Genomic DNA, 23449 nt, shown 5'->3' with positions numbered 1-23449 from the left:
CGGAACCGACCCACCATGTCCACCGTCGCCGCCCGACTCGAACGACTGCCGCTCGCGGGCTTCCATCGCAAACTGCTGTTGATCGGCGGGCTCGGCTATATGTTCGACGGGCTGGACTCTTCGTCGCTCGCCTTTTTGCTGCCGGTCGTGAGCAAGCTATGGCATTTGACGAGCGCCGAAACGGGACTCGTCGCCAGCAGTACGTATATCGGCTATTTTTTCGGCGCGTTTCTCTCGGGCGTGCTGGCCGACGTAATTGGCCGCCGCCGCATCATGATGAGCGCGCTAGCCATCTACTGCGCCGCATCCATGGCGAGCGCCACGTCGCACGACTGGCATACGTTTTTCGCGCTGCGCATGCTCGCGGGGTTTGGTTCGGGCGCAGAAACGGTCGTCATCGCACCGTTCCTCGCGGAATTCGTGCCGCGACGCTATCGCGGCATGTTCTGCGGCGCGCTGGTCGGATTCATGTCGTTCGGATATCTAAGCTCGTCGATTCTTGGCTATACCGTCGTGCGCAATTTCGCGGACGGCTGGCGCTATCTCGCCGTGCTGACCTCGCTGCCGGTCGTGATGCTGCTCTGGTGGCGCAGGACGTTGCCAGAGTCGCCGCGCTGGCTCGAAAGCCGCGGACGCTCCGCCGAAGCCGACAGCATCGTGCGGGCGATCGAGTCGCGCTACGAGCAGGAGGGCATTGCGCTGGCGCCGCTCGGCTCGGTGGGCGCGATTCCCGCCGCCGCGCAGGGCAGCGGCAGTGCGCTGCAAAACGTGTTGACACTGTTTTCGCGCCGGCTCGTGGGCACGACGGCGGTGAGCTGGCTGATGTGGTTCTCCGTGGCCTTCGCGTATTACTCGTTCTTCTCGTGGATTCCTAGCCTGCTCGTCAAGGAAGGCCTAACGCTCACCAGGAGCTTCGGCTATTCGATTGCCATCTACGGTGCGCAGATTCCTGGCTATTTCTCGGCGGCGTGGCTCAATGAGCGGATCGGGCGCAAGGGCGTCGTGGCCTCCTACATGACGCTTGGCGGGCTCGCCGCGATTGCGCTGGCTTTCTCGCATACGGGCGTGCAGATCACGGTGGCGGGCGTGTGCCTCTCGTTCTTCATGAATGGCGCATTTGCGGGCGTCTATGCCTATACGCCGGAGGTATTCCCGACGGCCGTACGCACGACCGGCACGGGATCTTCGTCTTCGTTCGGTCGCATCGGCTCGGTAAGCGCGCCCATTCTGGTGGGTCTCGTGTATCCGGCGTTCGGCTTCTTCGGCGTGTTCGCCATGACGACCGCTGTGCTGCTGGCGGGCGCTTGCGTCGTGTTTTTCCTCGGCATCGAAACCCGCAATCGCTCGCTCGAAGACATCGAGGCGAGCGGCGCGCAGGCGGAGTTCGATGCGCACAAGCCGCTTGCCCGCGACGGGCTGCGAGGCTGAGCACGCGCCACTCTCACTCTCGTACGCCCCATGCAAACGCCCCTTTCCCTCGCGAACGAACCCTACGCACTCCAACGCGAACTTGCCGCGCTCGAGCGTCTTTCGCACGTCATTCGCCAGCCCGGGCAACCGGACGCGATTTTCCGCGAAGTGTGCGCCGTCGCCGCCGAAGCCATCGGCTTTCGCCTCTTCACGATCATGGCCTACGACGCCGGGAACCAGGAAATGGAGCGCATGTTCACGAACATGCCCGACGTCTACCCGCCGGGCGGACGCAAGCGGAAAAGCGGCACGCCCTGGGCGCAGCGCATTCTTTCGGATCTCGAACCGTTTCGCGCCACGACGCCAGAGGGGCTGCGCGAAGCCTTCGACGATCACGCGGTAATGACGGCGATGGGGCTAGGCTCGATACTGAACATACCGGTTGCCTATGACGGCCGCTGCGTCGGGACGATGAACCTCACGCACGTGGAGGGCTGGTACACCGCGCAACACGAAGAAACGGGCCTGCTGCTCGGCGCGTTTCTCGCGCCCGCGCTCGTCGCACATGGCATGTCTTTTGCGGCCCATGCAAGTCTCTGAACGCAGGACCCTTGTCGATGAACACAACGACATCCACCGGAACCGCCAATCGCTGGCTACTTGTCTTCGCGCTCGGCTATCTCGCGCTGCTCGTCGACGGTGCCGACGTCATGATGTACGGCCTCACGCTCTCGCGTATCAAGAGTGAATTCGGCTTGACCAATGTCGAGGCGGGTGCGCTCGGCAGCCTGACGCTGCTCGGCATGGCGATTGGCGGCATTCTTGGCGGCTGGGCGAGCGACTCGCTCGGGCGCGTGCGAGTGGTGGTCTGGGCGATGGTGCTGTTCTCGGTGGGCGCGGGGCTGCTCGGTTTCACGCACACCTTCCTGGAATTCGCGGTCGTGCGCTTCTTCAGCTCGATGGGCATTGGCTGCATGGTGCTGGTGAGTACGCTCGTGGCCGAATACGTACCCATGGCGCGACGCTCGCTGATACTCGGCGTGCTCCAAACGGCGATCTCCGCAGGCTATATCACAGTGATCGCGCTCAGCACGTGGATCCTGCCGCATTACGGCTGGCGCACGTTGTTTTATGTCGCGGCGGCGCCCGTGCTGCTCGCGTTGGCGATTCACTTCTTCGTGCCCGAGCCGCCGAGCTGGCGCATGAGCGAGGCCGCGGCTCGCCCGAGCGGCCGCCGCTGGCACGACAACCGCTACGCGTTGATTTTCGCGGACCGCGAGGCACGCAGGATGTTCATTTTCTGGTCGCTCGCTTCCGTGTTTGCGCTTTCAGGGTTCTATGGCTTGAACAACTGGTTGCCCACGTATCTGGAAAGCGAATTGCATATCAAATTCAGCTCGATGACGGGGTACATGACCGCGACGTGGGTCGTGGCGTTCATCGGCAAGATCGTGGCGGGCTGGCTGGGTGACATCTGGAGCCGGCGCGGCGTGTATGTGCTGGGCTGTATCGGTGCTGCTGTCTTTCTTCCCGTGATCGTGCTGTTCCATACCCGCGAGAACATTGCGTGGCTGATGCTCGTATTCGGTTTTCTCTACGGCGTGCCGCTGGGCACGATCGGGACGTTCATGTCGGAGAGCTTCGAAACGCGCATTCGCGGCACGGCGGTGGGCGGTTCGTATAACGTGGGACGCTTCTGTTCGGGCGCGGCGCCTATTGTGATCGGCTATATCGCTACGCAGTTTTCGATCGGCATGGGTTTTCTTGTGGTCGGCGCGGTGTTTTTCCTGAGCGGCGTGATGGCGCTGTTCATCCCGGACCGCCTGCACGATACGAGCGAAGGCGATCCGGCGCAGGCGAGTGGGGAGGCTCGGCAGGGGACGTTGACGCCGGCGACTGGAAAAGGGTGACGCGTAGTGGGACACACATTGTATCGACTGCGATGCGTCGCTGCATTTACGCTACGCTAACACCGGCCTGAAAAAACTCCGCTCGTAACTCACGATACAACGCTCTTTTGGTCGTTGAAGTAGGGGCTTGGGCCGTGCTTAAAAGGGCAGCCTACGCTTGCGCCATCTCCAGAAGCTTCGCCACGGTATTCATGTTGCGCGCGGTTCCGGCCTTCGCCGCAGCGATCCTGAGCTTCGAGCGCCCGATACCGTCCTTGTAAAACACGTAGATCTCGCGCTCGCCCAGCTGGAATTCTTCGGCCTGCTGACCGCTCACGTTGTCGAACGCGTCCGAGGGCGGCGGCGTGTCGAGAAAGATCGCGACAGTGCGATCAGGCGCGCCAGCGGGAAAGGGGTTGTCATGCAATACGGCGGCCAATTCGGCAGCCGTACGCACCACCACGCCGACGGGTTTGCCTGCATAAGCCTCGAGGCTCTGCTCGAGCTTCTTTTTCACCGATGCTTCGGCCAGCCGGCTCTCGAACACCACGTTGCCGCTCGCGATATAGGTACGCACTTGCGCGAACCCGAGCGCTTCGCACATGCCCCGAAGTTCGGGCATGGGAAGCTTGCCGGTTCCGCCGACATTCACGGCGCGTAGCAGGGCGATATAGACGGGCATGGGTTCGATCGGGAAGCCAGGAGTTAGTCAGGGCGCCGCAAGTCGGTGACGGCGAGGGCCTCGTTTGCGACGACGGCAGGGCGCCTGCGTGCGTTGATCGTCACGAAGACCGTCATCAGCACCATGAAGGCGGCAAGCAGCAAGGCGCTGTTGACGAGCACATGTGCATAGCCGAGCTGAGCGACGTCGATGAATGGATAGGGATAGAAGTCAGTCTCGCTGCCGCGCCAGAAGGTGACGGCAAGGTAGCCCAGCGGATAGACGAGCCAGGCGAGGCGGTCGCGAGCAGTCAGGGTGAAGCGCGGCACGAACAGGAGCCAATACGCGGCGCATAGCAGCGGGATCAGGCTATGCAGGCTCTCGTTGAGCAGCGCGCGATAACCGTGCGGCGTCCAGAGATGCCGCAGCAGCAGATTATAAGCAATGCCAACGAAGACGATATACACCGTAACCGCGCTCACGCTGCCCGGAGCGCGGAGCAAGCGTGCCGGCCACGTGCGCACGCGCAGTGCGATGCAGGTGAAGGTGAGCGCAACGAGCAGCACCGTGAGATTGGTGAGGTAGGCCGAAAGCCTGCCGATGGCCTCGAACGTGTCGAAACCGCGCAGCACCATGCGCTGGATCGTAATGTCGGTTTGCGCGGCGAGCGCCCCCCAGGCGAGCAGCGCGATCACAGCCGCCAATGCGGTGGCATAGGGGCCTGGGGGCTGCGCCGTGTCGGCAAGCGGCACGGCAGCCGCGCGTGCGGGTAGCGGTGGTTCGGACATGCAGCGATGGTAGCGCACAAAGATCATGCGCGCCTGAAGCCGCTTTTCCCGGTGGCGGCTATTTGCCGTCGGCGCGCTGCGCAGCCGCAACGAGATACAGGCGCACGAGATCGCGCAGTTCGGCCATCAGCACGGCGCGCGCCGACGGCTCTTCGTTGGCGATGCTGGCGACGCCCTTGAGCATGTGAATCAGCACGATCGCCATGACTTTTGCCTTGGCCGGCTTCAGATGCGCGATCGCGCGGCTCAGGATGTCGGCAACGCCGCCGCGCATCGCTTCGCGAAAGCGCCTGCGATGGTCGTCGCTGCCGCTGCGGGCGTCGACGAGTGCAACGGCAAAGCTGCGTTGCGATTGCAACAGCAGCATGAAATCGACGAGCGCATCGGCGACGGCCGCGAGCGTCATCTCCGGAACCTGTTGCTCCAGTTCGGCGAGTCCGTTCTTCGCCTGTTGGGCGTAACGCAGCAACAGCGCTTCGGCCAACGCCTCCTTGGTCGGGAAGAAGCGGTACAGCGAACCGATCGCCGTCGACGCGCGCGCCGCAATTTCGGTCATGGTGGCGGCGTCGTAACCCTTCTCCGTGAAAACGGCGACAGCGGCGTCCTGGATCGCGGCCACGCGCTGGCGGCCCCTTTCGCGTTTGGGCTCGATGCCGCGAGCGGCTTCCGCAACGGGTGTGGATGACGTCATGGCGTTATTTTCAAATGCGAGGATATGAGAGGAGTTCCTCGCATATTAGCACGCGGGATGCCTTTGTCGGCCAGACGCAAGAAGGTGTGTGCCGACCGCTCGCCGATCAATTGACTTATGAGAGGCTACCCACTACCATGATTTGCGAGGCTGTCCTCGCATTTCGGCGCGGCGGCGATCGCCGCCGTTGCCGCCATCACGCTGCCCCTTCCCGTTTGAACGTTCGAGGTTATGACATGCCGTACGTGTGGCTCTTTTTCGCTGGCGCGTTCTTTTGCAACGCGATTCCACATCTGGCTTCCGGCCTGCAGGGGCTGCCTTTTCCCACGCCCTTCGCCCGTCCCCGAGGGCGGGGCGACTCGTCGCCCATCGTGAACGTGGTTTGGGGCTTCGTGAATATCGCGATCGCAATCGCGCTGGGCGCTGGACGTCTCGAGCAACCTGCAACGCGCGAGGACGTCGCGGCGCTGCTCGCGGGCGCGCTCGTCATCGGGCTTTTTCTTGCGTTCCATTTCGGCGCGGTTCAGCGGGAGAAGCGCGCCGATTGAGGTCGAAACAGGCCGCGGCAAGCTCGTGAAAAAAGCAGTTGCGCAGATTAGGGGAAAACCCTATACTTAGCTCGTCTCCTCCATGTCTCCTCCTGATATGGATTCAGCCCGCTCTCTCAGCGGGCTTTTTCTTTTCTGGCGCCAATTCGCTCAGGCCGCCAGCCATCCTCGCCAGTCATTCCTTTACGAACACAAAGTCGCATTTGCGTGCGGTCGTGCGCGAGCCGCTGCCTGAAGTCGCGTCGAACTGTGCGCTGACCTCATACGAATAGGGCGCTCGATTGTTGGCGTGCGGCGATGTGGCAGTCAGGCCCTGGGCGACGAGTGTGGCAGAACCGTCCGGTTCGAGCTTGCCGTCCAGCGTGAGCCAGCCACTCGCGTCCCGTTCGCCGTGTTCTCCGTGGAGGACGTTTTGCTGGATTTCGACGGGGAATTGATATCGGTAAGCCGGTGTGTCGCCGACGCCCTTGGGGCACGTGAGCGTCACGTTCCAGTCGCCGTCGAAGGTGCCGGCGGCGTGTGCCGCGGGCGTTCCAGCAAGGCCCGCGCAGACGGCGATGCAGCGCACGGCCAACGTTAATTTACCTACCCGCATTGCGGCTCCCGGTGTCGACTCATCTGACACTATTGTGACCGCAATTGGCGTGCCGGTATGGGCGCCGTCGCACAGTGTGTTTCGCGGCGGCTCGGCGCCTGGGTTGTGCCTTTTGTCAGTCCGGCTGCGCCTTATTTGCGCAACTAACTGTCAAGCCCGGCAACCGCAATCGAATTTGGCCCGCGCGCCCGCAAAAGAATCCGACCATTGACATGAGCGACACCGGCCTCCAGGACGCGCGGCGCAGAAGCGCGGGCGGGCGTGCTGCGTCTTTTCAGACAGTAGACGACTTCCGCCCGGCCGCCACCCTCAACTCCGGGCCAGATTGCGCTGGAGCGCCGCGCAGCCCGCATCCGTGAGCGGCTCGACCATCTGGATCCGCTCGTCGGGCTTGAAGTCGCTGATCCAGACCACGCGGCAACGTTGGGGCGAATCGGATGAGTCCGGCATCACCTGAAGCGTCGCGTGATGATGCTCGAAGCGTCCGCCGCACACGGTGTAGGCGAGGCGCATGCGGGCATCGTCGACGCCGATCACGCGTTCCTCGATCACGGTGCCGTCGACGAACGTCACCCATCGCACGTCGTTTTCCATGCGCGCATCGGTCAGCACGCCGGCGAACACGCGGTCGACGTTGGCGGGATCGCGCAGCGCGGCCCAGACATCTTGCGCCGAGGCTTCAACGGGAACGTCCCGGTAGACGGTAGCCATCGCACTTGTCTCCTTCGTTTTGTGTGGCGAGTGCATCGTGCGCGTGCCACGCGCGGCGGTCCTGGGAAATCTTGACGTCGTTTGCGAGGGAAGCACCGCGACGCGTGCCGCCCTCAATGCGCGTGCCGATGGTGCACGTCGGGATAGTGCGCGTGACTATGCGTGATCGGCGCGTGACGGTGCGCATGCGTGTGCGGCTCCGAGCCGTCCCACGCGAAATCGTGCTCGTGCTGGTGGTGTTCGTCGTGCCGGTGCGCGTGGGTGTGCTCGAGGGGTTCGTGCGTATGCGGGTGGTCGTGACGTTCGCGCACGTGCAGCCATACGCCGAACGCCATCAACGCGAGCGCGAGCCAGAAGGCGAGCGCCGGGCGCTCCGGCCACAGCAGCAGTGACAGCGCCACGCCGAAGAGCGGCGCCACGGAGAAATAGGCGCCGGTGCGCGCCGTGCCGAGATGGCGCAGCGAGACGACGAAGAGCACGAGGCTCACGCCATAGCCCGCGAAACCCACGGCCATGGCGCCGCTGACCGCCGGCCAGGCCGGCCAGTGCGCGCCCGCGGCGAGCGCAATGCCGATATTCACCGGCCCGGCCACGAGCCCCTTGGTGCAGGCCACGACCATCGCGTCGTTGGTGGAGACCTTGCGGGTGAGGTTGTTGTCGATGGCCCAGCACAGGCACGCGAGCGCGACGAGCAGCGCGCCGGGCGCGATGCCGGACACGGCGCCGGCATGCGCGCCGGGCCACGAGAGCAGCACGCCGCCCGCCACGATCGCCAGCATGCCTAGCGCGATCTGCGCGTCGAAGTTTTCGCGAAAACAGACCCAGGCGATGAGCGCCGTCAGCACGCCTTCGAGGTTCAGCAGCAGCGCGCTCGTGGCGGCGGGCGTGGTGTTCAGGCCGAGCATGAGCAGGGCGGGCGCCGCCACGCCGCCCGCGGCGATCGCACCGGCAAGCCATGGCAACTCGGCCAGGCGCAACGGGTCCTGTGCGGGCTCCTGCGTGGCGGCTGAATGGCTGCGGCGCGCCGACAAGCGGCGTAACACCAGGACGGCCGCGAGCCCCGAGCCGCTGCCGAGATAGAAGAGTCCCGCGAGCATGAACGGCGACACGCTGCCGAGCAGCGCCTTGGCGAGCGGGGTGGTGATGCCGAACAGGGCGGCCGCGAGGAGCGCCGTGAAGATGGTATGCCGATGGGACTTCATTGCAGGCCGCAAGCAGGAAGTGGAATAAAAAGCGTAGAAGGCGCGCGATGGGCGCGCAAGCGGGCCGCGCGCCGAGCGGGCCCTGGACCCATCAATCTTTAACCTGGGCAGGAGATAAGTGCCGATTCTGCCACTTGTGCGAGATGAGAGAAAACCCTGGATCTAAAAACATAGCGGAGTTCCTGCCTACTGGTATGATGACATCATGACGGCATAAGTGATGAGTGTTGAAAGGCAACCACGACCGTCAGCTGGTTGTAGTCAGACAAAGGCGTTTAACCAGACAGGAGACAGCATCATGAAGGCACCCAGGCGTTGGCTTGCGTCGACGTTGATGTCATTTGCGGTTCTCGGCACGGCGGGCGTCGCGCAAGCGGCCAATCTCATCGCCATCATCACCCCCTCTCACGACAATCCCTTCTTCAAGGCGGAAGCCGACACGGCGAACGCGCGCGCCAAGGCGCTCGGCTACGACACCATCGTGCTGGTCCACGACGACGACGCCAATAAGCAATCACAACTCATCGACACCGCCATCGCCCGCGGGGCGAAGGCGATCATTCTCGACAACGCCGGCTCGGAGGCGTCCATCGCCGCAGTCAAGAAGGCGAAGGACGCAAAAATTCCCGCGTTCCTGATCGATCGTGAAATCAACGCGACTGGCATCGCGATCTCACAGATTGTTTCGAATAACTACCAGGGTGCGCAGCTCGGCGCGCGCGCCTTCGTCAAGGCGATGGGCGAGAAAGGCAACTACGTGGAGCTCGTCGGCCGCGAGGCGGATATCAATGCCGGCATCCGCTCGAAGGGCTATCACGATGTGATCGACCAGTTTTCGAACATGAAGATGGTCGAGCGTCAATCGGCGAACTGGAGTCAGACTGAAGCCTATTCGGTAATGGAATCGATCCTGCAGAGTCACCCCGACATCAAGGGCGTGATAGCCGGCAACGACACCATGGCGATGGGCGCAACAGCCGCGTTGAAAGCTGCGAAGCGCAACGACATCATCGTGGTGGGCTTCGACGGCAGCAATGATGTGCGTGACGCGATCAAGCGTGGCGAGATCCGCGCGACGGTGTTGCAGCCAGCGGCCGAAGCGGCCAACGACGCGGTCGATCAGGCCGACAAGTATCTGAAGACCGGCGCGACGGGCAAGCCCGAAAAGCAGCTCATCAACTGCTCGCTCATCACGAAGACGAACGCCAGCAAGCTCGACATGTTCGCCTTGCGTTAAGGCGCGCATCGGTAGCACAAGCATTGCACGAGCGGGGCGCGGCGCGCTCCGCAAGGACATCCGTAACCACATGGGGTTATGCATGGGAGTGCTTCGGTACGCGGTCATCGCCGTGGTGGCGAGCGGTGCGCTGCATGGCTGCAAGCTGGTGAAGAACAGTGACCTGCAGGGCTCGGGTGGATCGCACGACAACTATGCGTCGGCGGGCTACGACCCGAACGCCATGGTGGCGTCGATGTGGAGTACGAAGATCGTGCCCGACATCGAAAAGCGCGCAGTGGACTATCGGACGCTGCGCGATGCCATCAAGGCGGACCCCGACGCCGCCGGCCACAAGTACGGCTACCGCGGCAAGGACGATGGCGCGCCGTGGAACTTTCCGACCACGCTGCGCGGCACGATCGTGGACGTGGACACACAGTCGAGCCAGGGCACCGTGGGCGTGGACGTCGACGGCAGCGGGCAGGCGAGCGTGATCGTCGATATCGGTCCGACGGTGCTCGGGACCACGTTGCGCGATTCGCTCGATTTCATTTCGTTCAGCAATTTCCGCAACCAGATTGAGTATGCGCAGTTTGGCACGGCGCTCAATGCGTACGCGGCGAATCACGTCATGAAGCCGCTGCCGCGCAACGATCTCAAAGGCAAGCCGATTACGGTGACGGGTGCGTTCTCGTACGACTCGTCGAGCGACCAGCCGGAGATCGTACCGCTCGCGGTCACGGTCGGGGGCAAGTCATGACCGACGCCAGCAATGCCGACGTAATCCTCCAGGTCGAGGACGTCTCCAAGGTCTATCCCGGCACGGTTGCACTGAAGGGTGTGAACTTCTCGGTGCGACGGGGCGCAGTCAATGTGCTCGTGGGCGAGAACGGCGCGGGAAAATCCACGCTCATGAAGATCATCGCGGGCGCGGAGCAGCCGACCAGCGGGAAGCTCGTGCTGGACGGCAAGCCTGTCGCACCGGCTAGCAGCGCAGAGGCACTACGCCTCGGCATCGGCATCGTCTTTCAGGAACTCAACCTGTTTCCGAACCTCACGATCGCCGAGAACATCTTCATCGCGCACGAAATCACGCGTGTCGGCATCGATATCGACGCCGACGCACAGCGCGAGAAAGTGCGCGAGTTGCTCGCGCGGCTCGAACTCGACCTCAGCCCCGACACGCTGGTCGAGGATCTGCGTATCGGGCAGCAGCAGCTCGTGGAGATCGCGAAGGCGCTCGCCCACGATGCGCGCGTGCTGATCCTCGACGAACCCACCTCGGCGCTCAGCGCGGCGGAAGTGGCCGTGCTGTTTCGCGTGATTGCGGAGCTGAAGGCGCAGGGCGTGTCGATCGTCTACATCTCGCACCGGCTCGAAGAACTGGTCAGGATCGGCGACTACATCACGGTGCTGCGCGACGGCCTCATCACGGGCCATCAGCCGATGGCGCAGATCGACGTGCCGTGGATCGTGCGGCAAATGGTGGGCCGCGAAACGAAGGACTTTTCGCGCCCCGTCGGCCACACGCGCGGCGCCGAGGTGCTGACGCTGCGCGACGTCACGCTGCCGCGCAAGGGCAGCGGCTTGCTCGTGGATCACGTCTCGCTGTCGCTTCACGCGGGCGAGATCGTCGGCATCTACGGACTGATGGGGGCGGGGCGCTCCGAACTGTTCGAATGCATTCTGGGCGTGCATGCGCACGCAACCGGCAGCGTGGTGCTCGACGGCAAGGCGCTCGACGGCAAGCCGATCGCGGGACGCGTCGTGCAGGGCCTTGCGCTCATTCCAGAGGACCGCAAGGCCGACGCGCTGCTGCCCATCATGTCGATTGCCGAGAACATGACGCTCTCGAGTCTCGCGGCACATGCGCGAGGTTTCCACATCGATCCGCGGCGCGAGCAGCGCTCGGTGCTCGATTACATTCGCAACCTCGCGATCAAGGTCGCCGATTGGCGGCTGCCGGTCAGTTCGCTCTCCGGCGGCAACCAGCAGAAGGTGGTCATCGCGCGTGCGCTGATGACCACGCCAAAAGTGCTGCTGATGGACGAGCCCAGCCGCGGCATCGACGTCGGCGCGAAGGCGGACATTTTCAAGGTCATGCGCGACCTGGCCGGCCGGGGACTGGGCGTGCTGTTCGTGACGTCCGATCTCGAAGAGGTGATGGCCTTGTCCGATCGCATTCTCGTGATGTCGAATGGCCGTGTCACTGCTGAATTCGATGCCGCCGACGCTACGCAGGACGCGCTCGTCGCCGCCTCCGCAGTCGGGCACAGGACGGCGCATGCCACCCATGCTGCGCACGAACAGGCGGCCTGAGCAAGCGCGTTCAACGGTCGTCACGGTTCCAACGTTTAGCCTGCATTCATCTGGAGAGCATTCATGTCGCTGGCCATCAAGAGCACGGCACCCGGAGCGAGCTTCAGCGAAGCGCCGCTGCTCCTGCTGCTGAAGCTGCGTACGTTCATCGCATTGTTCGCGGTCGTGGTTTTCTTTTCGTTCGCTGCCCACAACTTTCTGAGCATCGAGAACCTGCTCATCATGTCGCGGCACGTCGCGCTCAACGCCTTCCTCGCAATCGGCATGACGTTCGTGATCGTGGCGGGCGGCATCGACCTTTCGGTGGGCTCGGTCGTGGGGCTCACGGGCATGGTGGCGGGCGGGCTCATCCTCAAGGGCATTCCCATCGGCAGCGAGTACACGCTCTTTCTGAGCGTGCCTGCCGTGATCGTCGTGGCGCTGGTCGTGGGCGTGCTGGTAGGCGCGATCAACGGCTTGCTCATCACCCGGCTGAACGTCGCGCCGTTCATCGCGACGCTCGGCACGCTCTATATCGCGCGAGGCGCAGCGTTGCTGTCCTCGGGCGGCGAGACCTTCCCGAACCTCACGGGCAATCCCGCCTACGGTACCAGCGGCTTTCCGGTTCTCGGCAGCGCGACGATACTCGGCATCCCGCTCACGGTATGGCTGCTGGTCGTGGTGGGGGTGGTCGCCGCGTACATTGCCGCGCGCACGCCGCTCGGCCGGCAGATCTATGCGGTTGGCGCAAACGAGCGCGCCGCCCAGCTCTCGGGTGTGCGCGTGAATCGCGTGAAGATGTTCGTGTATATGTTTTCCGGTTTCTGCGCGGCGATCGTCGGGTTGATCATTTCATCGGAACTGGTCGCTTCGCACCCCATGAGCGGCGAGACATTCGAACTCAACGCGATCGCGGCGGCCGTGCTGGGCGGCACGTCGATGTCGGGCGGACGCGGCAAGATCGGCGGCACCATCGTCGGTGCGTTCGTGATCGGCATGCTTTCGGACGGGCTCGTCATGATGGGTGTCAGTTCGTTCTGGCAAACGGTGATCAAGGGCGTCGTCATCGTGGCGGCGGTGGTCGTCGACCAGATCCAGCGGCGCGCGCAGCAGCGCTTTGCGCTGCAAAAGCAGGCCGCAACGGGGGCGTGACCGATGAGTGTGATCACGAGTGCGGCACCGGCGCAATTGAAGGGCGCGTTGATCGGCTGCGGATTCTTCTCGCTCAATCATCTGCATGCGTGGCAGGACATCGACGGCGCACGGATCGTCGCGCTGTGTGACGCGAACCGTACGCGCCTCGACGAAGTCGGCGACAGGTTTGGCATCGAACGGCGTTACACGGACGCGGCCACGATGCTGCGTGAAGAGCGGCTCGATTTCGTCGATATCGCGACCACCGTGCCGAGTCACCGCGCGCTCGTGGAGCTTGCGGCGGCGGCCGGCGTGGCGACGATTTGCCAGAAGCCGTTCGCTTCCTCGCTCACCGATGCGCGCGCTATGGTTCAAACGTGCCACGAGGCCGGCGTGCCACTCATGGTTCACGAAAACTTTCGCTGGCAGAGCGCGATCCAGGCCGTGGGAAGGGTGCTGCGCGAGGGGGCGATCGGGCAGCCGTTCTGGGGGCGCGTGTCGTTTCGTTCGGCATACGATGTGTTTAGCGGCCAGCCCTATCTGGCACAGGGCGAGCGCTTTATCGTCGAAGATCTCGGCATCCACATTCTCGACGTCGCGCGCTTCCTGTTCGGCGACGTGGCGCGCGTGAGCGCCACGACCGCGCGCGTGAATCCCTCGATTCGCGGCGAGGACGTCGCGACGATGCTGCTCGCGCATGAAAACGGCATGAGCAGCGTGGTGGATTGCAGCTACGCGACGCGGTTGCCGCGCGAGCTCTTTCCGCAGACGCTCATCGAAGTCGACGGCGCCGAGGGTTCTCTGCGGCTCTTTGCCGACTACCAGCTGCAGATCCACACGCGAGCAGGTTCCGAGCTGCGCAACGTCGCACCGCGTGCGCTCTCGTGGACGAGCGAGCCCTGGGTGGCGATCCAGGGCAGCGTGTTCAGCATCCAGTCGCACTGGGTGGATTGCCTGCGGCGCGGCGTCGAGCCGGCCACGAGCGGTAGCGATAATCTGCGCACGCTGGAGCTTGTGGAGGCCACGTATCTTTCGGCGCGCGAGCGGCGCAGCGTCGTGCCGGGAGAGGCGGCGTCATGAGCAATGGTATGAGCAACGCGATCTACTACGGCACGCAGCAGCCAGTGACCCCGGGGCGCCGCCTCGAAGCGGGACCGTGGTCGGCGTGGCTGATCGACGGCGCATTGCATGACATCCGCTATCAAGGCACCGAAGTCATACGCGGCGTGTCATTTCTCGTGCGGGACAAGGACTGGGGCACGTGCCGCCCCGACATCGAACGCATCGATGTCGAAGAGACGGCGGGCGGCTTTCACGTTGCGTACGACGCGCGCTGTGCGAATCCGGAAGGACACGCACTCAGCTATGCGCTTGCCATGGCGTGTTCAGCCAACGGCGCCCTCACGTTTCGTTGTGACGTCACCGCGCATGCCGATTTTCTGGCGGCCCGCTGCGGATTTTGCGTGCTCCATCCCATCGACGGCGTAGCCGGTGCGCCCGCGCGCGTGGAGCACGGCGACGGCAGTCGTGAAAGCGCGGCCTTCCCGGCACTGATCGATCCGTGGCAGCCCTTCAAGGACATCGCGGCAATCGAACATGATCTGTCGAATGGATTGACGGTGCGTTGCACCTTCACGGGCGACGTGTTCGAGATGGAAGACCAGCGCAACTGGTCCGATGCTTCGTTCAAGACCTATTCACGCCCGCTTGAACTGCCGTGGCCCTATACGCTGGAAAAGGGCGCAGCGTTCGCGCAGACGGTGACGCTAAGCGTGGCCGGTACGCGTCAGACGACGGGGAAAGCAGGAGCCACACGAGAGGCGCGTGCCGACAAGATCGAAATCGCTTCTGGCAATCTCGGGCAGCACGAAACCATGCCGGCGATCGGCGTAGCCATTGCCACACACGATGCCGCAGCGGCGCTCGCGAATCTCGTGTTGCTTGCAGAGCTCGGGCCGCAGCAATTGACGCTGAGCTACGACCCGCTTGCGGGCGATGGCGTGGCCGAGCTTGAACGCTTTGCACAGTTGCAGCGCGAAAGCGGCGTGGCAGCCGTGCTGGAGTTTGCCTTGCCCGGTATCGAGGCGCCGCATGTGGAACTCTCGTGCCTCGCCGCCCAGATCGACCAGGCGTGCCTCGCCCTGACGGGCATCGTGGTGAGCCCGGCCGTGCATCGGCAGTCGAACCCGCCGGGCAGCGTGAGCCCGCCGTGTCCCGCGCTCGACGAAGTCTATCGTGAGGCGCGCCGTGCGTTCCCCACGCTACGGCTTGGCGGCGGCATGCTGAGCTACTTCACGGAGCTGAACCGCAAGCGGCCGCCGCTCGACCTGGTCGACTGGGTTACCCACGCGACGTGTCCCATCGTGCACGCCGCTGACGACCGCAGCGTGATGCAGACGCTCGAGGCCATTCCCCACATCACACGCTCTTGCCGCGCGCTGATCGGTGGGCAGCCCTACGCGATCGGACCGGTCTCGATCGGCATGCGACAGAACCCATACGGTTCGCGCGTGATGCCGAATCCCGGAGGCGAACGCGTGGCCATGGCCGCCAACGATCCGCGCCAGCGCGCGTTATTCGGTGCCGCCTGGCTCGCCGGATATGCGGCCGCGCTCGAAGGCGCGGGAATCGAAACGCTCTCGCTCGGTGCCTTGACAGGGCCGCGCGGGCTTGCCGATGTGGAAGGCCACACGCCCGCGCGCTATCCGGTTCTCGATGTCGCGAAGGCATTGGCTCGTATGGCGGGAGCGTCGCGCCTGCACGTCACGCGAAGCGGCCATGTCGCCCGTATCGCGTGCCTCGCAGGACGCCACGCCGACGGCGCGATCGAACTCGTGCTGGCCAATCTGACGAGCGAGCCACGCGAGGTTCAGCTCGAATTCGACGAGGCGATACCCACATCGCTGCAGGCGACGAGCCTCGACGAATGCACGTTGGGCGGGGGGGCCGACGCACCCGGGCCATGGACGCTGTCGCCCGGCGTTGCGGTGACGCTGCGGCCGTTTGCCTGTGTGTTCGCCTCTTCGCGCGCGGTGTTGACGTAGCGTCCGCGGCGCATAAGCGCCGCGGCGTACAGGCATGTCGGTGGAAATACCAGGTGTAGTCGTTCCGTCAAGATGGTCTACTCATCATACCAGCACATATGATCTGTTAATCGGCATCGGATCACTCGCGGGAGCAAACGCATGCAAGCCGTTTCAGGTAAAGCCGAATCCGCTTTCGAACGTCCGACGATCCGCAAGGTCTCGCTGCGCCTCGTGCCGTTCGTCGCCTTGATGTTCTTCATCAACTTCCTTGACCGCACCGCGATCTCGTTTGCCGGCCCGAACGGCATGGCGCACGACCTCGGTCTCGACGCGGCGCAGTTCGGATTCGCGGCGGGCGTGTTCTTCATCGGCTACATCTTTCTCGAAGTGCCGAGCAACCTGGCGCTGCATCGCTACGGCGCGCGCCGCTGGCTCGCGCGCATCATGGTGACGTGGGGCGTGGTCGCGCTCCTGCTTGCGTGGGTCAACAGCGCGACCTCGCTCTACGTGCTGCGTTTCCTGCTGGGCGTGGCGGAAGCGGGTTTTTTCCCCGGCGCGATCCTCTTTCTCAGCAACTGGGTGCCGCAGCGCCATCGCAGCCATATCCTCGCGCTGTTCTATCTCGCGCAGCCGCTCACCATCGTGATCGGTGCGCCGTTCGCGGCGCTGCTCATCGGGGCGCATGGGTGGTTCGGGCTCGCGGGGTGGCGCGTGATGTTCATCGGCGTGGCCTTACCGGCCATCGTGGTGGGCGTGATCGCATGGTTCTATCTGAGCGACCGTCCCTCGCAGGCGCGCTGGCTCACACGCGACGAACAGGCGTGGCTCGCCGCGGAACTCGAAGCCGAGACGCGCACGAAAGAAGCGGGCGCGATGCGTCACGGCGCGCATGCGGGGGCGGCCCTGCTGAGCCCTCGCGTGTGGATGTTTTCGCTGATGTACTTCGGGCTCGTCTACGGCCTCTATGCGCTCGCGTTTTTCCTGCCGACCATCATCGGCGGATTCGAAGGGCAGTTCGGCACGCACTTCAACGTATTCCAGAAGGGGCTCATTACGGCAATTCCGTATCTGCCCGCCGCCATCGCGCTCTTCGTCTGGAGCCGCGACGCCACGCGCCGCGGCGTGCGCGGCTGGCACGTCGGGGTTCCCGCGCTTGTTGGCGCGCTGAGCATTCCGGTCGCGCTCTACATGAAGTCGCCGGCAGCAAGCATTGCCGTCATCACGGTGACGGCCTGCGCCGTGTTCGCCGCGCTGCCGTGCTTCTGGACGCTGCCGGCCCGCTCGCTCTCGGGCGCGGGCGCGGCCGCGGGCATCGCGCTCATCAACACGGTCGGCAACGTGGCGGGCTTCGTCGCGCCTTACGTGACAGGCGCCATGCACGATGCAACCGGCTCTTACCACGCGCCGATGTTCGTCGTCGGCGCCTTGATGCTGCTGAGCGCCGTGCTCGCGCTGGCCTTTGCCCGCGAGCCGCGCGCATCGCGTGAGCGCGAGCACGCGCTCGCCGCGAATTGATCGAAGCTGGACTCACGGACCTGGCAAGGAGGATGAACATGAAAGAGAAAATTGCGCTCTTTGGCGCCGGCGGAAAGATGGGCTTTCGCCTTTCGGGCAACTTGCAGAAGTCGGACTATCGCGTGGCGCACGTGGAAGTCGGCGAAGCGGGGCGCAAGCGCCTCAAGGATGAACTGAATATAGAGTGCGTGTCGGTCGAAGCGGCGCTCGATGGCGCGCAGGTCGTCATCCTCGCCGTGCCCGATACGCTGATCGGCAAGCTGAGCCACGAAATCTCGCCCATGCTGAAGGCCGGCACGATGGTGATGACGCTCGACGCCGCCGCGCCGTTCGCGGGTCATCTGCCGGAGCGGCCCGATCTCACGTACTTCGTTGCGCATCCGTGCCATCCGATCATCTTTAACTACGATGTCGATGAAAAGTCGCTTCACGATCATTTCGGCGGCGCATACGCCAAGCAGTCGATTACGAGCGCGCTGATGCAGGGACCGGACTCGGCGTTCGATCTCGGCGAGGATGTGGCGAAAACGATCTACGCGCCGATCCTGCGCTCGTATCGCCTGAGCGTGGATCAGATGGCCATGCTCGAGCCGGGTCTCTCCGAAACGGTCTGCGCGACGCTGCTGTACGTGATGCGTGAAGCGATGGACGAGACCATCCAGCGCGGTGTGCCCAGGGAAGCCGCGCGCGACTTCCTGCTCGGCCACATGAACATCCTGAGCGCGGTGATCTTCAACGAGATACCCGGTGCGTTCTCCGACGCCTGCAACAAGGCGATCGAATTCGGCAAGCCGCGCCTCATGCGCGACGACTGGAAGGGCGTATTCGACCGCGCCGAGATCGCCGAGAGCATTCGCCGCATCACCTGACCCGAAACAGGAATCGCACCGTGACCGAACGTATTCACGCGACTTACTGGCTGGAGACCGGCGATGATCCGCGGCGTGCCGCCGACGTCATCGCTGGAGAGCAGTCGAGCGGCACTTTCGTCGCACTGCCAAACGAAACACCGGAGCTGAAGGCGCGCTCGGGCGCACGGGTCGAGCGCCTCGACGTGCTGGAAACCGTGGACGCGCCGAGCCTGCCCGGCGGGATGCGCTCAGACGCATACACGCGCTGTACGCTCGAACTCTCGTGGCCGATGGAGAATTTCGGCGCGTCGCTGCCGAACCTGATGTCGACCGTTGCAGGCAACCTGTTCGAGCTGCGCCAGGTGTCGGGCCTGAGGCTCACCGGGCTGCGACTGCCTGAGTCGTTCGCGGCGGCCTATCCAGGGCCGGCGTTCGGCATCGAAGGCACGCGGCGGCTCACGGGCGTGGCGCACGGTCCGCTGATCGGCACGATCATCAAGCCGAGCGTGGGGCTTTCTCCCGAGGAAACCGCGCAGCAGGTGCGCGAGCTCGTGGAGGGCGGCATCGACTTTATCAAGGATGACGAACTACAGGCCGACGGCTCCCATTGTCCCTTCGACGAACGCGTGAAGGCCGTAATGCGCGTCGTCAACGAGCACGCCGAGCATACCGGCAAGAAGGCGATGGTGGCGTTCAATCTCACGGGTGATCTCGACCAGATGCGCCGGCGCCACGATCTCGTGCTCGCGCATGGGGGAACGTGCGTAATGACCGTGCTCAATTCCGTGGGTATCGTGGGCCTGCATGAATTGCGGCGGCATTCGCAGTTGCCCATCCACGCGCATCGGGCGGGGTGGGGCTACCTCTCGCGCAGTCCGGCGCTCGGTTGGGACTACGCGCCGTGGCAGACGATCTGGCGTCTCGCCGGAGCGGACCACATGCACGTGAACGGCCTGCGCAACAAGTTCAGCGAACCCGACGACAGCGTGATCGCCGCGGCGCGCGCCGTGCTCGCGCCCGTGATGGAAAGCGCCCCAATGCCGGCCATGCCTGTTTTCAGCTCGGGGCAGACCGGCCTGCAGGCCGCCGATACCTACGCTGCACTCGGCTGCGCCGATCTCATCCATACGGCGGGCGGCGGCATCTTCGGTCACCCGCAGGGTGTGGCCGCAGGCGTCGATGCGTTGCGCGAAGCCTGGTGCGCCGCCATCGAAGGCGTGCCGCTGGAGCAGCATGCGCAGAGGCATCCGTCATTGCGTGCGGCGCTCGGCTTCTGGAAGTGAGCAACGGGATGGCTGAAACAAACAACGCGTCCCTGCCCGAGGGCCTGCTACTCGCGTATTACGGCGACGACTTCACGGGGTCGACCGATGCGATGGAGGCCATGACGGCCGCGGGCATCCCCACCATCCTGTTTCTCGACACGCCAACGCCCGAGGCGCTCGCGCGCTTTCCCGAGGCGCGCTGCGTGGGTATCGCGGGATCGTCGCGCGGGCGCAGTGCCGCGTGGATGCGCGAAGCGCTGCCGCTGGCGTTCGCGAGCCTCGCCGCGCTCGGCGCGCCGGTGCTGCAGTACAAGGTGTGCTCCACGTTCGATTCGTCGCCCGAGGTGGGTTCGATTGGCGCCGCAGTCGACATCGGCACGCAGTACATGCCGGGAGACTGGTCGCCGATGGTGATCGGCGCACCGCGCCTGAAACGCTATCAAGTGTTCGGCAACCTCTTCGCAGCCGTCGATGGCGTCGGCTATCGCCTCGACCGTCATCCGACGATGTCGCGCCACCCCGTGACGCCGATGGACGAAGCGGATCTACGCCGCCATCTCGCGCGGCAGACGTCGCGCCGCATCGAACTCATCGACATGCTTCAGTTGCGCGCCGGGGACGGTGCCTCACGCGTGGGCATGCTATCGGCGGAGGATACCCCCGTCGTGCTGATCGATGTGCTCGACGACGAAACGTTGGCAGAAGCGGGCCGCCTCGTTTGGGAAGCGCGCGGCGAAGGGGTGTTCACGGCTTCGTCATCGGGCCTCCAGTACGCGCTTGCCGCGTACTGGCGCTCGCGAGGCTGGCTGCCCGCTGCGCCGTCGTTGCCCGCGGCGAGCCCGGTCGATGCGATCGGCGTGGTGAGCGGCAGTTGTTCGCCGGTCACCGCGGCGCAGATTGGCTGGGCGCGTCAGCACGGTTTTCACGTGGATCGGCTCGACCTCGCGCGTGCCCTCGATCCGCAAGCGGGCCCCGCTGAAATCGAACGGGCCGCAGGTGCCGCTACGCAAGCCATCATCAGCGGAAGCAGCGCCGTCGTCCACAGTGCGGAAGGCCCGGACGACCCGGTCGTGCGCGGCTTCGACGAGATCGCGCGGCGCTGCGGACGCACGCGCCAGGACGCCGCCCGCGAAGTAGGCCGCGCGCTCGCGGCGGTGATGCGACGCATGCTCGATCGCACCGGCGTCTCGCGCGTGGTCGTTGCGGGCGGTGACAGTTCGGGCGAGGTCGCCGGCGCGCTGTGCATCGACGCGCTCAGCGTGACGGCGGGCGTGGCGCCCGGTGCGCCGCTGTGCAGAGCATGGTCGAGCGCTGCTGCGCGCGACGGCCTCGAAATCGTGCTCAAGGGCGGACAGATCGGCCAGGCCGACTTCTTTGGCGCCGTGCGCGAAGGGCAGGCGAAGTGATCCAGCGGTGACGTGGTGGCCGGCGGCGTGGTGTGGTATTGTCATTACACCAGACGTTTACAGTACCACTGCAATGGGCGAGATCATTCCACGTCGCAAGCTATATCAGGAAGTCGTCGATCGACTCATGGAACGCATTCGTGCGGGCGAGATCGCGCCCGGCGCGCAGTTACCGTCCGAGCGAGAGCTGATGGAGATATACGGCGTCGGGCGGCCGGCGGTGCGCGAAGCACTGCAGGCGCTGGAGCGTTCCGGCATCGTCGAGATCGTGCATGGGGAGCGCGCCCGCGTGGTCGTGCCGACAGCAGACCGCCTGATTGCCCAGATCGCTGGCGGCGCGCTGCATCTGCTGCGCACCCAACCGGACATGCTCGAGCACCTCAAGCACGCGCGGCTTTTTCTCGAAACCGGCACCGCACGCATGGCGGCCGAGCGGGCCACGGAAGAAGACGTTGCGCGGCTTCAGTTGAGCGTGGCGCAGCATCGCGCGTCCATGGTCAATCTCGCGGAATTCATCGAGAGGGACATGGCGTTCCACCGCGAAATTGCGAAGATCAGCGGCAACCCGATTTTTCCCTCGATCGTGGAGTCGCTGTTCCGCTGGGCGGGCGAATACTACCAGCCGCTCGTGCGCGCGCCGGGCGTCGAGGAACTCACACTCACCGAGCATCAACGCATCGTCGATGCGATCGCCGCCCGTGACGGCGACGCCGCCGAGGCGGCGATGCGCGCCCATCTTACGCGCGCCAACGAACTCTACCGTACGCAAGGCCGCAACTAGAATACGCTGGCGGTGTTCGCCTGGCGGCGTACGCTAACTACGCAAGCGGCAGGTGATGCCTCGGCTGCGTCAGCATCGTGGGCTTGAGAATGTCTTCGAGTTGCGCCCGCGTGAGCAAGCCTCTCTCGATGACAATATCGGCGACGCTCCTTCCCGATACGAGCGCTTCCTGGGCTACCTGGGTCGCATTCGTATAGCCGATGTACGGATTCAGCGCAGTCACGATGCCGATGGAATTTTCAACGAGCGAACGAAGCCGCTCGCGATTGGCCGTGATCCCGTCGACACACCTCGATGCCAGGGTCAGACATCCCGCACGCAGGTGCGCAACGCTCTTGAACAGGCTGTGCGCAATGACCGGCTCGAACGCATTCAACTGCAATTGACCGGCCTCCGCAGCAAAGCTGACCGTCACGTCATTGCCGATGACTTCGAAAGCGATCTGGTTCACGACCTCCGGAATGACCGGATTGACCTTTCCCGGCATGATGCTGGAGCCCGCCTGAACCGGCGGCAGGTTGATTTCACCAAGGCCTGCGCGCGGGCCGCTCGAAAGCAGGCGAAGGTCATTGCAGGTCTTCGAGAGCTTGACCGCCACGCGCTTGAGCACGCCCGACAGTTGCACGAACGAGCCGACGTCCTGCGTCGCCTCCACGAGATTGGGCGACGTCGTCACAGGGATACCGGTGACACTGGCCAAATGGCGGCAGACGAGCGGCGCATAGTCGGGCGACGTATTGATGCCCGTGCCGATCGCCGTGGCGCCCAGGTTGATTTCGCAAATCAGTTTCGACGCTTCCCGCAGACGTTCCTGATCTTCTTCGAGCATGACCGCAAAGGTGCTGAACTCTTGTCCCAGGGTCATGGGGACCGCGTCCTGCAACTGGGTTCGCCCCATCTTCAGGTCGTCGTGAAACTCCACTGCCTTCCGTTCGAACGACGCGCGCAGGACACCCATCGCATCGACCAGTTGCGCGATGCCCATATACGTGGCGATTTTCAGTGCAGTCGGGTAAACGTCGTTGGTGCTTTGCCCCAGATTCACATCTTCGTTTGGGTGCAGTACCGCGTAGTCTCCTCGTTCGTGGCCAAGATGTTCGAGCGCGAGATTGGCGATCACCTCGTTCGCGTTCATGTTGGTCGACGTGCCGGCGCCGCCCTGAATCACGTCGACGACGAATTGGTCGTGCGCAACCCCCTCACGAATCTGCTGGCACGCGTGAACGATGGCCTTCATCTTGTGCTCGGGGAGCAGCCGTAATTCGCAGTTCGCAATCGCCGCGGCTTCTTTCACAAACGCCAGGGCGTTGACCAGATTCGGACAAGTCGAGATTGGAATGCCGGTAATCGGGAAATTGGCGAGCGCACGAAGCGTATGGACTCCGTAATAGACTTCATTGGGCACGGCGAGGTCGCCGAGAAGATCGTGTTCGATGCGTTCAGAACGATTGGACATTGC

General features: G+C 64.4%; 22 protein-coding genes. 15 read left to right on the top strand and 7 right to left on the bottom strand.

What is annotated here, in order from left to right:
- Nucleotides 1–15 precede the first annotated feature (15 nt).
- From AB4Y36_RS33065 to AB4Y36_RS33055, 3 genes are read left to right on the top strand one after another with little or no spacing between them, the layout of a single operon-like run.
- Nucleotides 16–1428, top strand: a complete 1413-nt coding sequence (locus AB4Y36_RS33065) for an MFS transporter (RefSeq protein ID WP_368685241.1) — start codon at nucleotides 16–18, stop codon at nucleotides 1426–1428.
- Nucleotides 1429–1458: 30 nt separating this feature from the next.
- Nucleotides 1459–2010, top strand: coding sequence for a GAF domain-containing protein (locus tag AB4Y36_RS33060; protein ID WP_368685240.1), 552 nt, complete (start codon nucleotides 1459–1461; stop codon nucleotides 2008–2010).
- 17 nt (nucleotides 2011–2027) lie between these two features.
- Nucleotides 2028–3320 carry an MFS transporter gene (locus tag AB4Y36_RS33055; RefSeq protein ID WP_368685239.1) on the top strand — a complete coding sequence of 431 codons (1293 nt, stop codon included), beginning with the start codon at nucleotides 2028–2030 and terminating at the stop codon, nucleotides 3318–3320.
- A gap of 151 nt (nucleotides 3321–3471) precedes the next feature.
- On the opposite strand, the gene AB4Y36_RS33050 is transcribed toward AB4Y36_RS33055, so the two are convergent.
- From AB4Y36_RS33050 to AB4Y36_RS33040, 3 genes are read right to left on the bottom strand one after another with little or no spacing between them, the layout of a single operon-like run.
- Nucleotides 3472–3981, bottom strand: coding sequence for a DUF1697 domain-containing protein (locus AB4Y36_RS33050; protein ID WP_069266458.1), 510 nt, complete (start codon nucleotides 3979–3981; stop codon nucleotides 3472–3474).
- 23 nt (nucleotides 3982–4004) lie between these two features.
- A complete protein-coding gene (locus AB4Y36_RS33045; protein ID WP_342947311.1) occupies nucleotides 4005–4748 on the bottom strand; it encodes a Pr6Pr family membrane protein in 744 nt (247 codons plus the stop codon).
- A gap of 58 nt (nucleotides 4749–4806) precedes the next feature.
- Nucleotides 4807–5439 (bottom strand): TetR/AcrR family transcriptional regulator, encoded by a 633-nt coding sequence (locus AB4Y36_RS33040; RefSeq protein WP_368685238.1) that lies wholly within the window; start codon nucleotides 5437–5439, stop codon nucleotides 4807–4809.
- 236 nt (nucleotides 5440–5675) lie between these two features.
- On the opposite strand from AB4Y36_RS33040, the gene AB4Y36_RS33035 reads away from it, so the two are divergent.
- Nucleotides 5676–5987 carry a hypothetical protein gene (locus AB4Y36_RS33035; protein WP_342947313.1) on the top strand — a complete coding sequence of 104 codons (312 nt, stop codon included), beginning with the start codon at nucleotides 5676–5678 and terminating at the stop codon, nucleotides 5985–5987.
- 175 nt (nucleotides 5988–6162) lie between these two features.
- Here the strand turns inward: AB4Y36_RS33035 and AB4Y36_RS33030 are convergent, their stop codons facing one another.
- The 3 genes from AB4Y36_RS33030 to AB4Y36_RS33020 all read right to left on the bottom strand — a co-directional run bounded on the left by AB4Y36_RS33030 (nucleotide 6163) and on the right by AB4Y36_RS33020 (nucleotide 8495).
- The gene (locus tag AB4Y36_RS33030; protein ID WP_368685237.1) at nucleotides 6163–6582 is read right to left on the bottom strand and encodes a hypothetical protein; all 420 of its coding nucleotides are present in this window, start codon (nucleotides 6580–6582) and stop codon (nucleotides 6163–6165) included.
- 309 nt (nucleotides 6583–6891) lie between these two features.
- Nucleotides 6892–7293: an SRPBCC family protein gene (locus AB4Y36_RS33025; protein ID WP_368685236.1), complete on the bottom strand. Its 402-nt coding sequence runs from the start codon at nucleotides 7291–7293 to the stop codon at nucleotides 6892–6894.
- A 113-nt stretch (nucleotides 7294–7406) separates the two neighbouring features.
- Nucleotides 7407–8495, bottom strand: coding sequence for a DMT family transporter (locus AB4Y36_RS33020; RefSeq protein WP_342947315.1), 1089 nt, complete (start codon nucleotides 8493–8495; stop codon nucleotides 7407–7409).
- Between the two features lie 298 nt (nucleotides 8496–8793).
- Here AB4Y36_RS33020 and AB4Y36_RS33015 point away from each other — a divergent pair, with 298 nt between their 5' ends.
- From AB4Y36_RS33015 to AB4Y36_RS32965, 11 genes are all read left to right on the top strand, one after another.
- On the top strand, nucleotides 8794–9732 hold the full coding sequence (locus AB4Y36_RS33015) for a D-ribose ABC transporter substrate-binding protein (protein WP_069266464.1): 939 nt from the start codon (nucleotides 8794–8796) through the stop codon (nucleotides 9730–9732).
- An 82-nt stretch (nucleotides 9733–9814) separates the two neighbouring features.
- Nucleotides 9815–10474 carry a DUF2291 family protein gene (locus tag AB4Y36_RS33010; protein WP_368685235.1) on the top strand — a complete coding sequence of 220 codons (660 nt, stop codon included), beginning with the start codon at nucleotides 9815–9817 and terminating at the stop codon, nucleotides 10472–10474.
- Nucleotides 10471–12033 (top strand): sugar ABC transporter ATP-binding protein, encoded by a 1563-nt coding sequence (locus tag AB4Y36_RS33005; protein ID WP_368685234.1) that lies wholly within the window; start codon nucleotides 10471–10473, stop codon nucleotides 12031–12033. Before AB4Y36_RS33010 ends, AB4Y36_RS33005 begins: the two co-directional genes overlap by 4 nt.
- A 63-nt stretch (nucleotides 12034–12096) precedes the next feature.
- Nucleotides 12097–13164: an ABC transporter permease gene (locus AB4Y36_RS33000; protein WP_342947318.1), complete on the top strand. Its 1068-nt coding sequence runs from the start codon at nucleotides 12097–12099 to the stop codon at nucleotides 13162–13164.
- Nucleotides 13165–13167: 3 nt separating this feature from the next.
- Nucleotides 13168–14226: a Gfo/Idh/MocA family protein gene (locus AB4Y36_RS32995; RefSeq protein ID WP_368685233.1), complete on the top strand. Its 1059-nt coding sequence runs from the start codon at nucleotides 13168–13170 to the stop codon at nucleotides 14224–14226.
- Entirely contained in the window at nucleotides 14223–16190 is a 1968-nt protein-coding gene (locus AB4Y36_RS32990) for a hypothetical protein (protein ID WP_368685232.1), read from the top strand. The genes AB4Y36_RS32995 and AB4Y36_RS32990 overlap by 4 nt, the downstream gene beginning before the upstream one ends.
- A gap of 141 nt (nucleotides 16191–16331) precedes the next feature.
- Complete coding sequence (locus AB4Y36_RS32985) at nucleotides 16332–17687, top strand: MFS transporter (protein ID WP_368685231.1); 1356 nt, start codon at nucleotides 16332–16334, stop codon at nucleotides 17685–17687.
- A 38-nt stretch (nucleotides 17688–17725) separates the two neighbouring features.
- Nucleotides 17726–18556, top strand: coding sequence for a phosphogluconate dehydrogenase C-terminal domain-containing protein (locus tag AB4Y36_RS32980; protein WP_069266471.1), 831 nt, complete (start codon nucleotides 17726–17728; stop codon nucleotides 18554–18556).
- 20 nt (nucleotides 18557–18576) lie between these two features.
- Nucleotides 18577–19821 (top strand): ribulose-bisphosphate carboxylase large subunit family protein, encoded by a 1245-nt coding sequence (locus AB4Y36_RS32975; RefSeq protein ID WP_368685230.1) that lies wholly within the window; start codon nucleotides 18577–18579, stop codon nucleotides 19819–19821.
- Between the two features lie 8 nt (nucleotides 19822–19829).
- Nucleotides 19830–21209 carry a 3-oxo-isoapionate kinase OiaK gene (oiaK, locus tag AB4Y36_RS32970; RefSeq protein ID WP_368685229.1) on the top strand — a complete coding sequence of 460 codons (1380 nt, stop codon included), beginning with the start codon at nucleotides 19830–19832 and terminating at the stop codon, nucleotides 21207–21209.
- 73 nt (nucleotides 21210–21282) lie between these two features.
- The gene (locus AB4Y36_RS32965; protein ID WP_069266474.1) at nucleotides 21283–21990 is read left to right on the top strand and encodes a transcriptional regulator NanR; all 708 of its coding nucleotides are present in this window, start codon (nucleotides 21283–21285) and stop codon (nucleotides 21988–21990) included.
- Nucleotides 21991–22027: 37 nt separating this feature from the next.
- Here the strand turns inward: AB4Y36_RS32965 and aspA are convergent, their stop codons facing one another.
- Complete coding sequence (aspA, locus tag AB4Y36_RS32960) at nucleotides 22028–23446, bottom strand: aspartate ammonia-lyase (protein WP_368685228.1); 1419 nt, start codon at nucleotides 23444–23446, stop codon at nucleotides 22028–22030.
- Nucleotides 23447–23449: the final 3 nt, after the last annotated feature.

The sequence above is a fragment of the Paraburkholderia sp. BR10936 genome (genome assembly GCF_040965735.1).
GTDB lineage: Bacteria > Pseudomonadota > Gammaproteobacteria > Burkholderiales > Burkholderiaceae > Paraburkholderia > Paraburkholderia nodosa_A.
Note: the sequence above shows the minus strand (reverse complement) of the source record. Positions and strands in the feature narration are given on the sequence as shown.

Excerpts from the sequence above, each read along its gene's own strand:
- AB4Y36_RS33065 (WP_368685241.1), top strand. The coding sequence starts at position 16 with ATGTCCACCGTCGCCGCCCGACTCGAACGACTGCCGCTCGCGGGCTTC.
- AB4Y36_RS33060 (WP_368685240.1), top strand. The coding sequence starts at position 1,459 with ATGCAAACGCCCCTTTCCCTCGCGAACGAACCCTACGCACTCCAACGC.
- AB4Y36_RS33055 (WP_368685239.1), top strand. The coding sequence starts at position 2,028 with ATGAACACAACGACATCCACCGGAACCGCCAATCGCTGGCTACTTGTC.
- AB4Y36_RS33050 (WP_069266458.1), bottom strand. The coding sequence starts at position 3,981 with ATGCCCGTCTATATCGCCCTGCTACGCGCCGTGAATGTCGGCGGAACC.
- AB4Y36_RS33045 (WP_342947311.1), bottom strand. The coding sequence starts at position 4,748 with ATGTCCGAACCACCGCTACCCGCACGCGCGGCTGCCGTGCCGCTTGCC.
- AB4Y36_RS33040 (WP_368685238.1), bottom strand. The coding sequence starts at position 5,439 with ATGACGTCATCCACACCCGTTGCGGAAGCCGCTCGCGGCATCGAGCCC.
- AB4Y36_RS33035 (WP_342947313.1), top strand. The coding sequence starts at position 5,676 with ATGCCGTACGTGTGGCTCTTTTTCGCTGGCGCGTTCTTTTGCAACGCG.
- AB4Y36_RS33030 (WP_368685237.1), bottom strand. The coding sequence starts at position 6,582 with ATGCGGGTAGGTAAATTAACGTTGGCCGTGCGCTGCATCGCCGTCTGC.
- AB4Y36_RS33025 (WP_368685236.1), bottom strand. The coding sequence starts at position 7,293 with ATGGCTACCGTCTACCGGGACGTTCCCGTTGAAGCCTCGGCGCAAGAT.
- AB4Y36_RS33020 (WP_342947315.1), bottom strand. The coding sequence starts at position 8,495 with ATGAAGTCCCATCGGCATACCATCTTCACGGCGCTCCTCGCGGCCGCC.
- AB4Y36_RS33015 (WP_069266464.1), top strand. The coding sequence starts at position 8,794 with ATGAAGGCACCCAGGCGTTGGCTTGCGTCGACGTTGATGTCATTTGCG.
- AB4Y36_RS33010 (WP_368685235.1), top strand. The coding sequence starts at position 9,815 with ATGGGAGTGCTTCGGTACGCGGTCATCGCCGTGGTGGCGAGCGGTGCG.
- AB4Y36_RS33005 (WP_368685234.1), top strand. The coding sequence starts at position 10,471 with ATGACCGACGCCAGCAATGCCGACGTAATCCTCCAGGTCGAGGACGTC.
- AB4Y36_RS33000 (WP_342947318.1), top strand. The coding sequence starts at position 12,097 with ATGTCGCTGGCCATCAAGAGCACGGCACCCGGAGCGAGCTTCAGCGAA.
- AB4Y36_RS32995 (WP_368685233.1), top strand. The coding sequence starts at position 13,168 with ATGAGTGTGATCACGAGTGCGGCACCGGCGCAATTGAAGGGCGCGTTG.
- AB4Y36_RS32990 (WP_368685232.1), top strand. The coding sequence starts at position 14,223 with ATGAGCAATGGTATGAGCAACGCGATCTACTACGGCACGCAGCAGCCA.
- AB4Y36_RS32985 (WP_368685231.1), top strand. The coding sequence starts at position 16,332 with ATGCAAGCCGTTTCAGGTAAAGCCGAATCCGCTTTCGAACGTCCGACG.
- AB4Y36_RS32980 (WP_069266471.1), top strand. The coding sequence starts at position 17,726 with ATGAAAGAGAAAATTGCGCTCTTTGGCGCCGGCGGAAAGATGGGCTTT.
- oiaK (WP_368685229.1), top strand. The coding sequence starts at position 19,830 with ATGGCTGAAACAAACAACGCGTCCCTGCCCGAGGGCCTGCTACTCGCG.
- AB4Y36_RS32965 (WP_069266474.1), top strand. The coding sequence starts at position 21,283 with ATGGGCGAGATCATTCCACGTCGCAAGCTATATCAGGAAGTCGTCGAT.
- aspA (WP_368685228.1), bottom strand. The coding sequence starts at position 23,446 with ATGTCCAATCGTTCTGAACGCATCGAACACGATCTTCTCGGCGACCTC.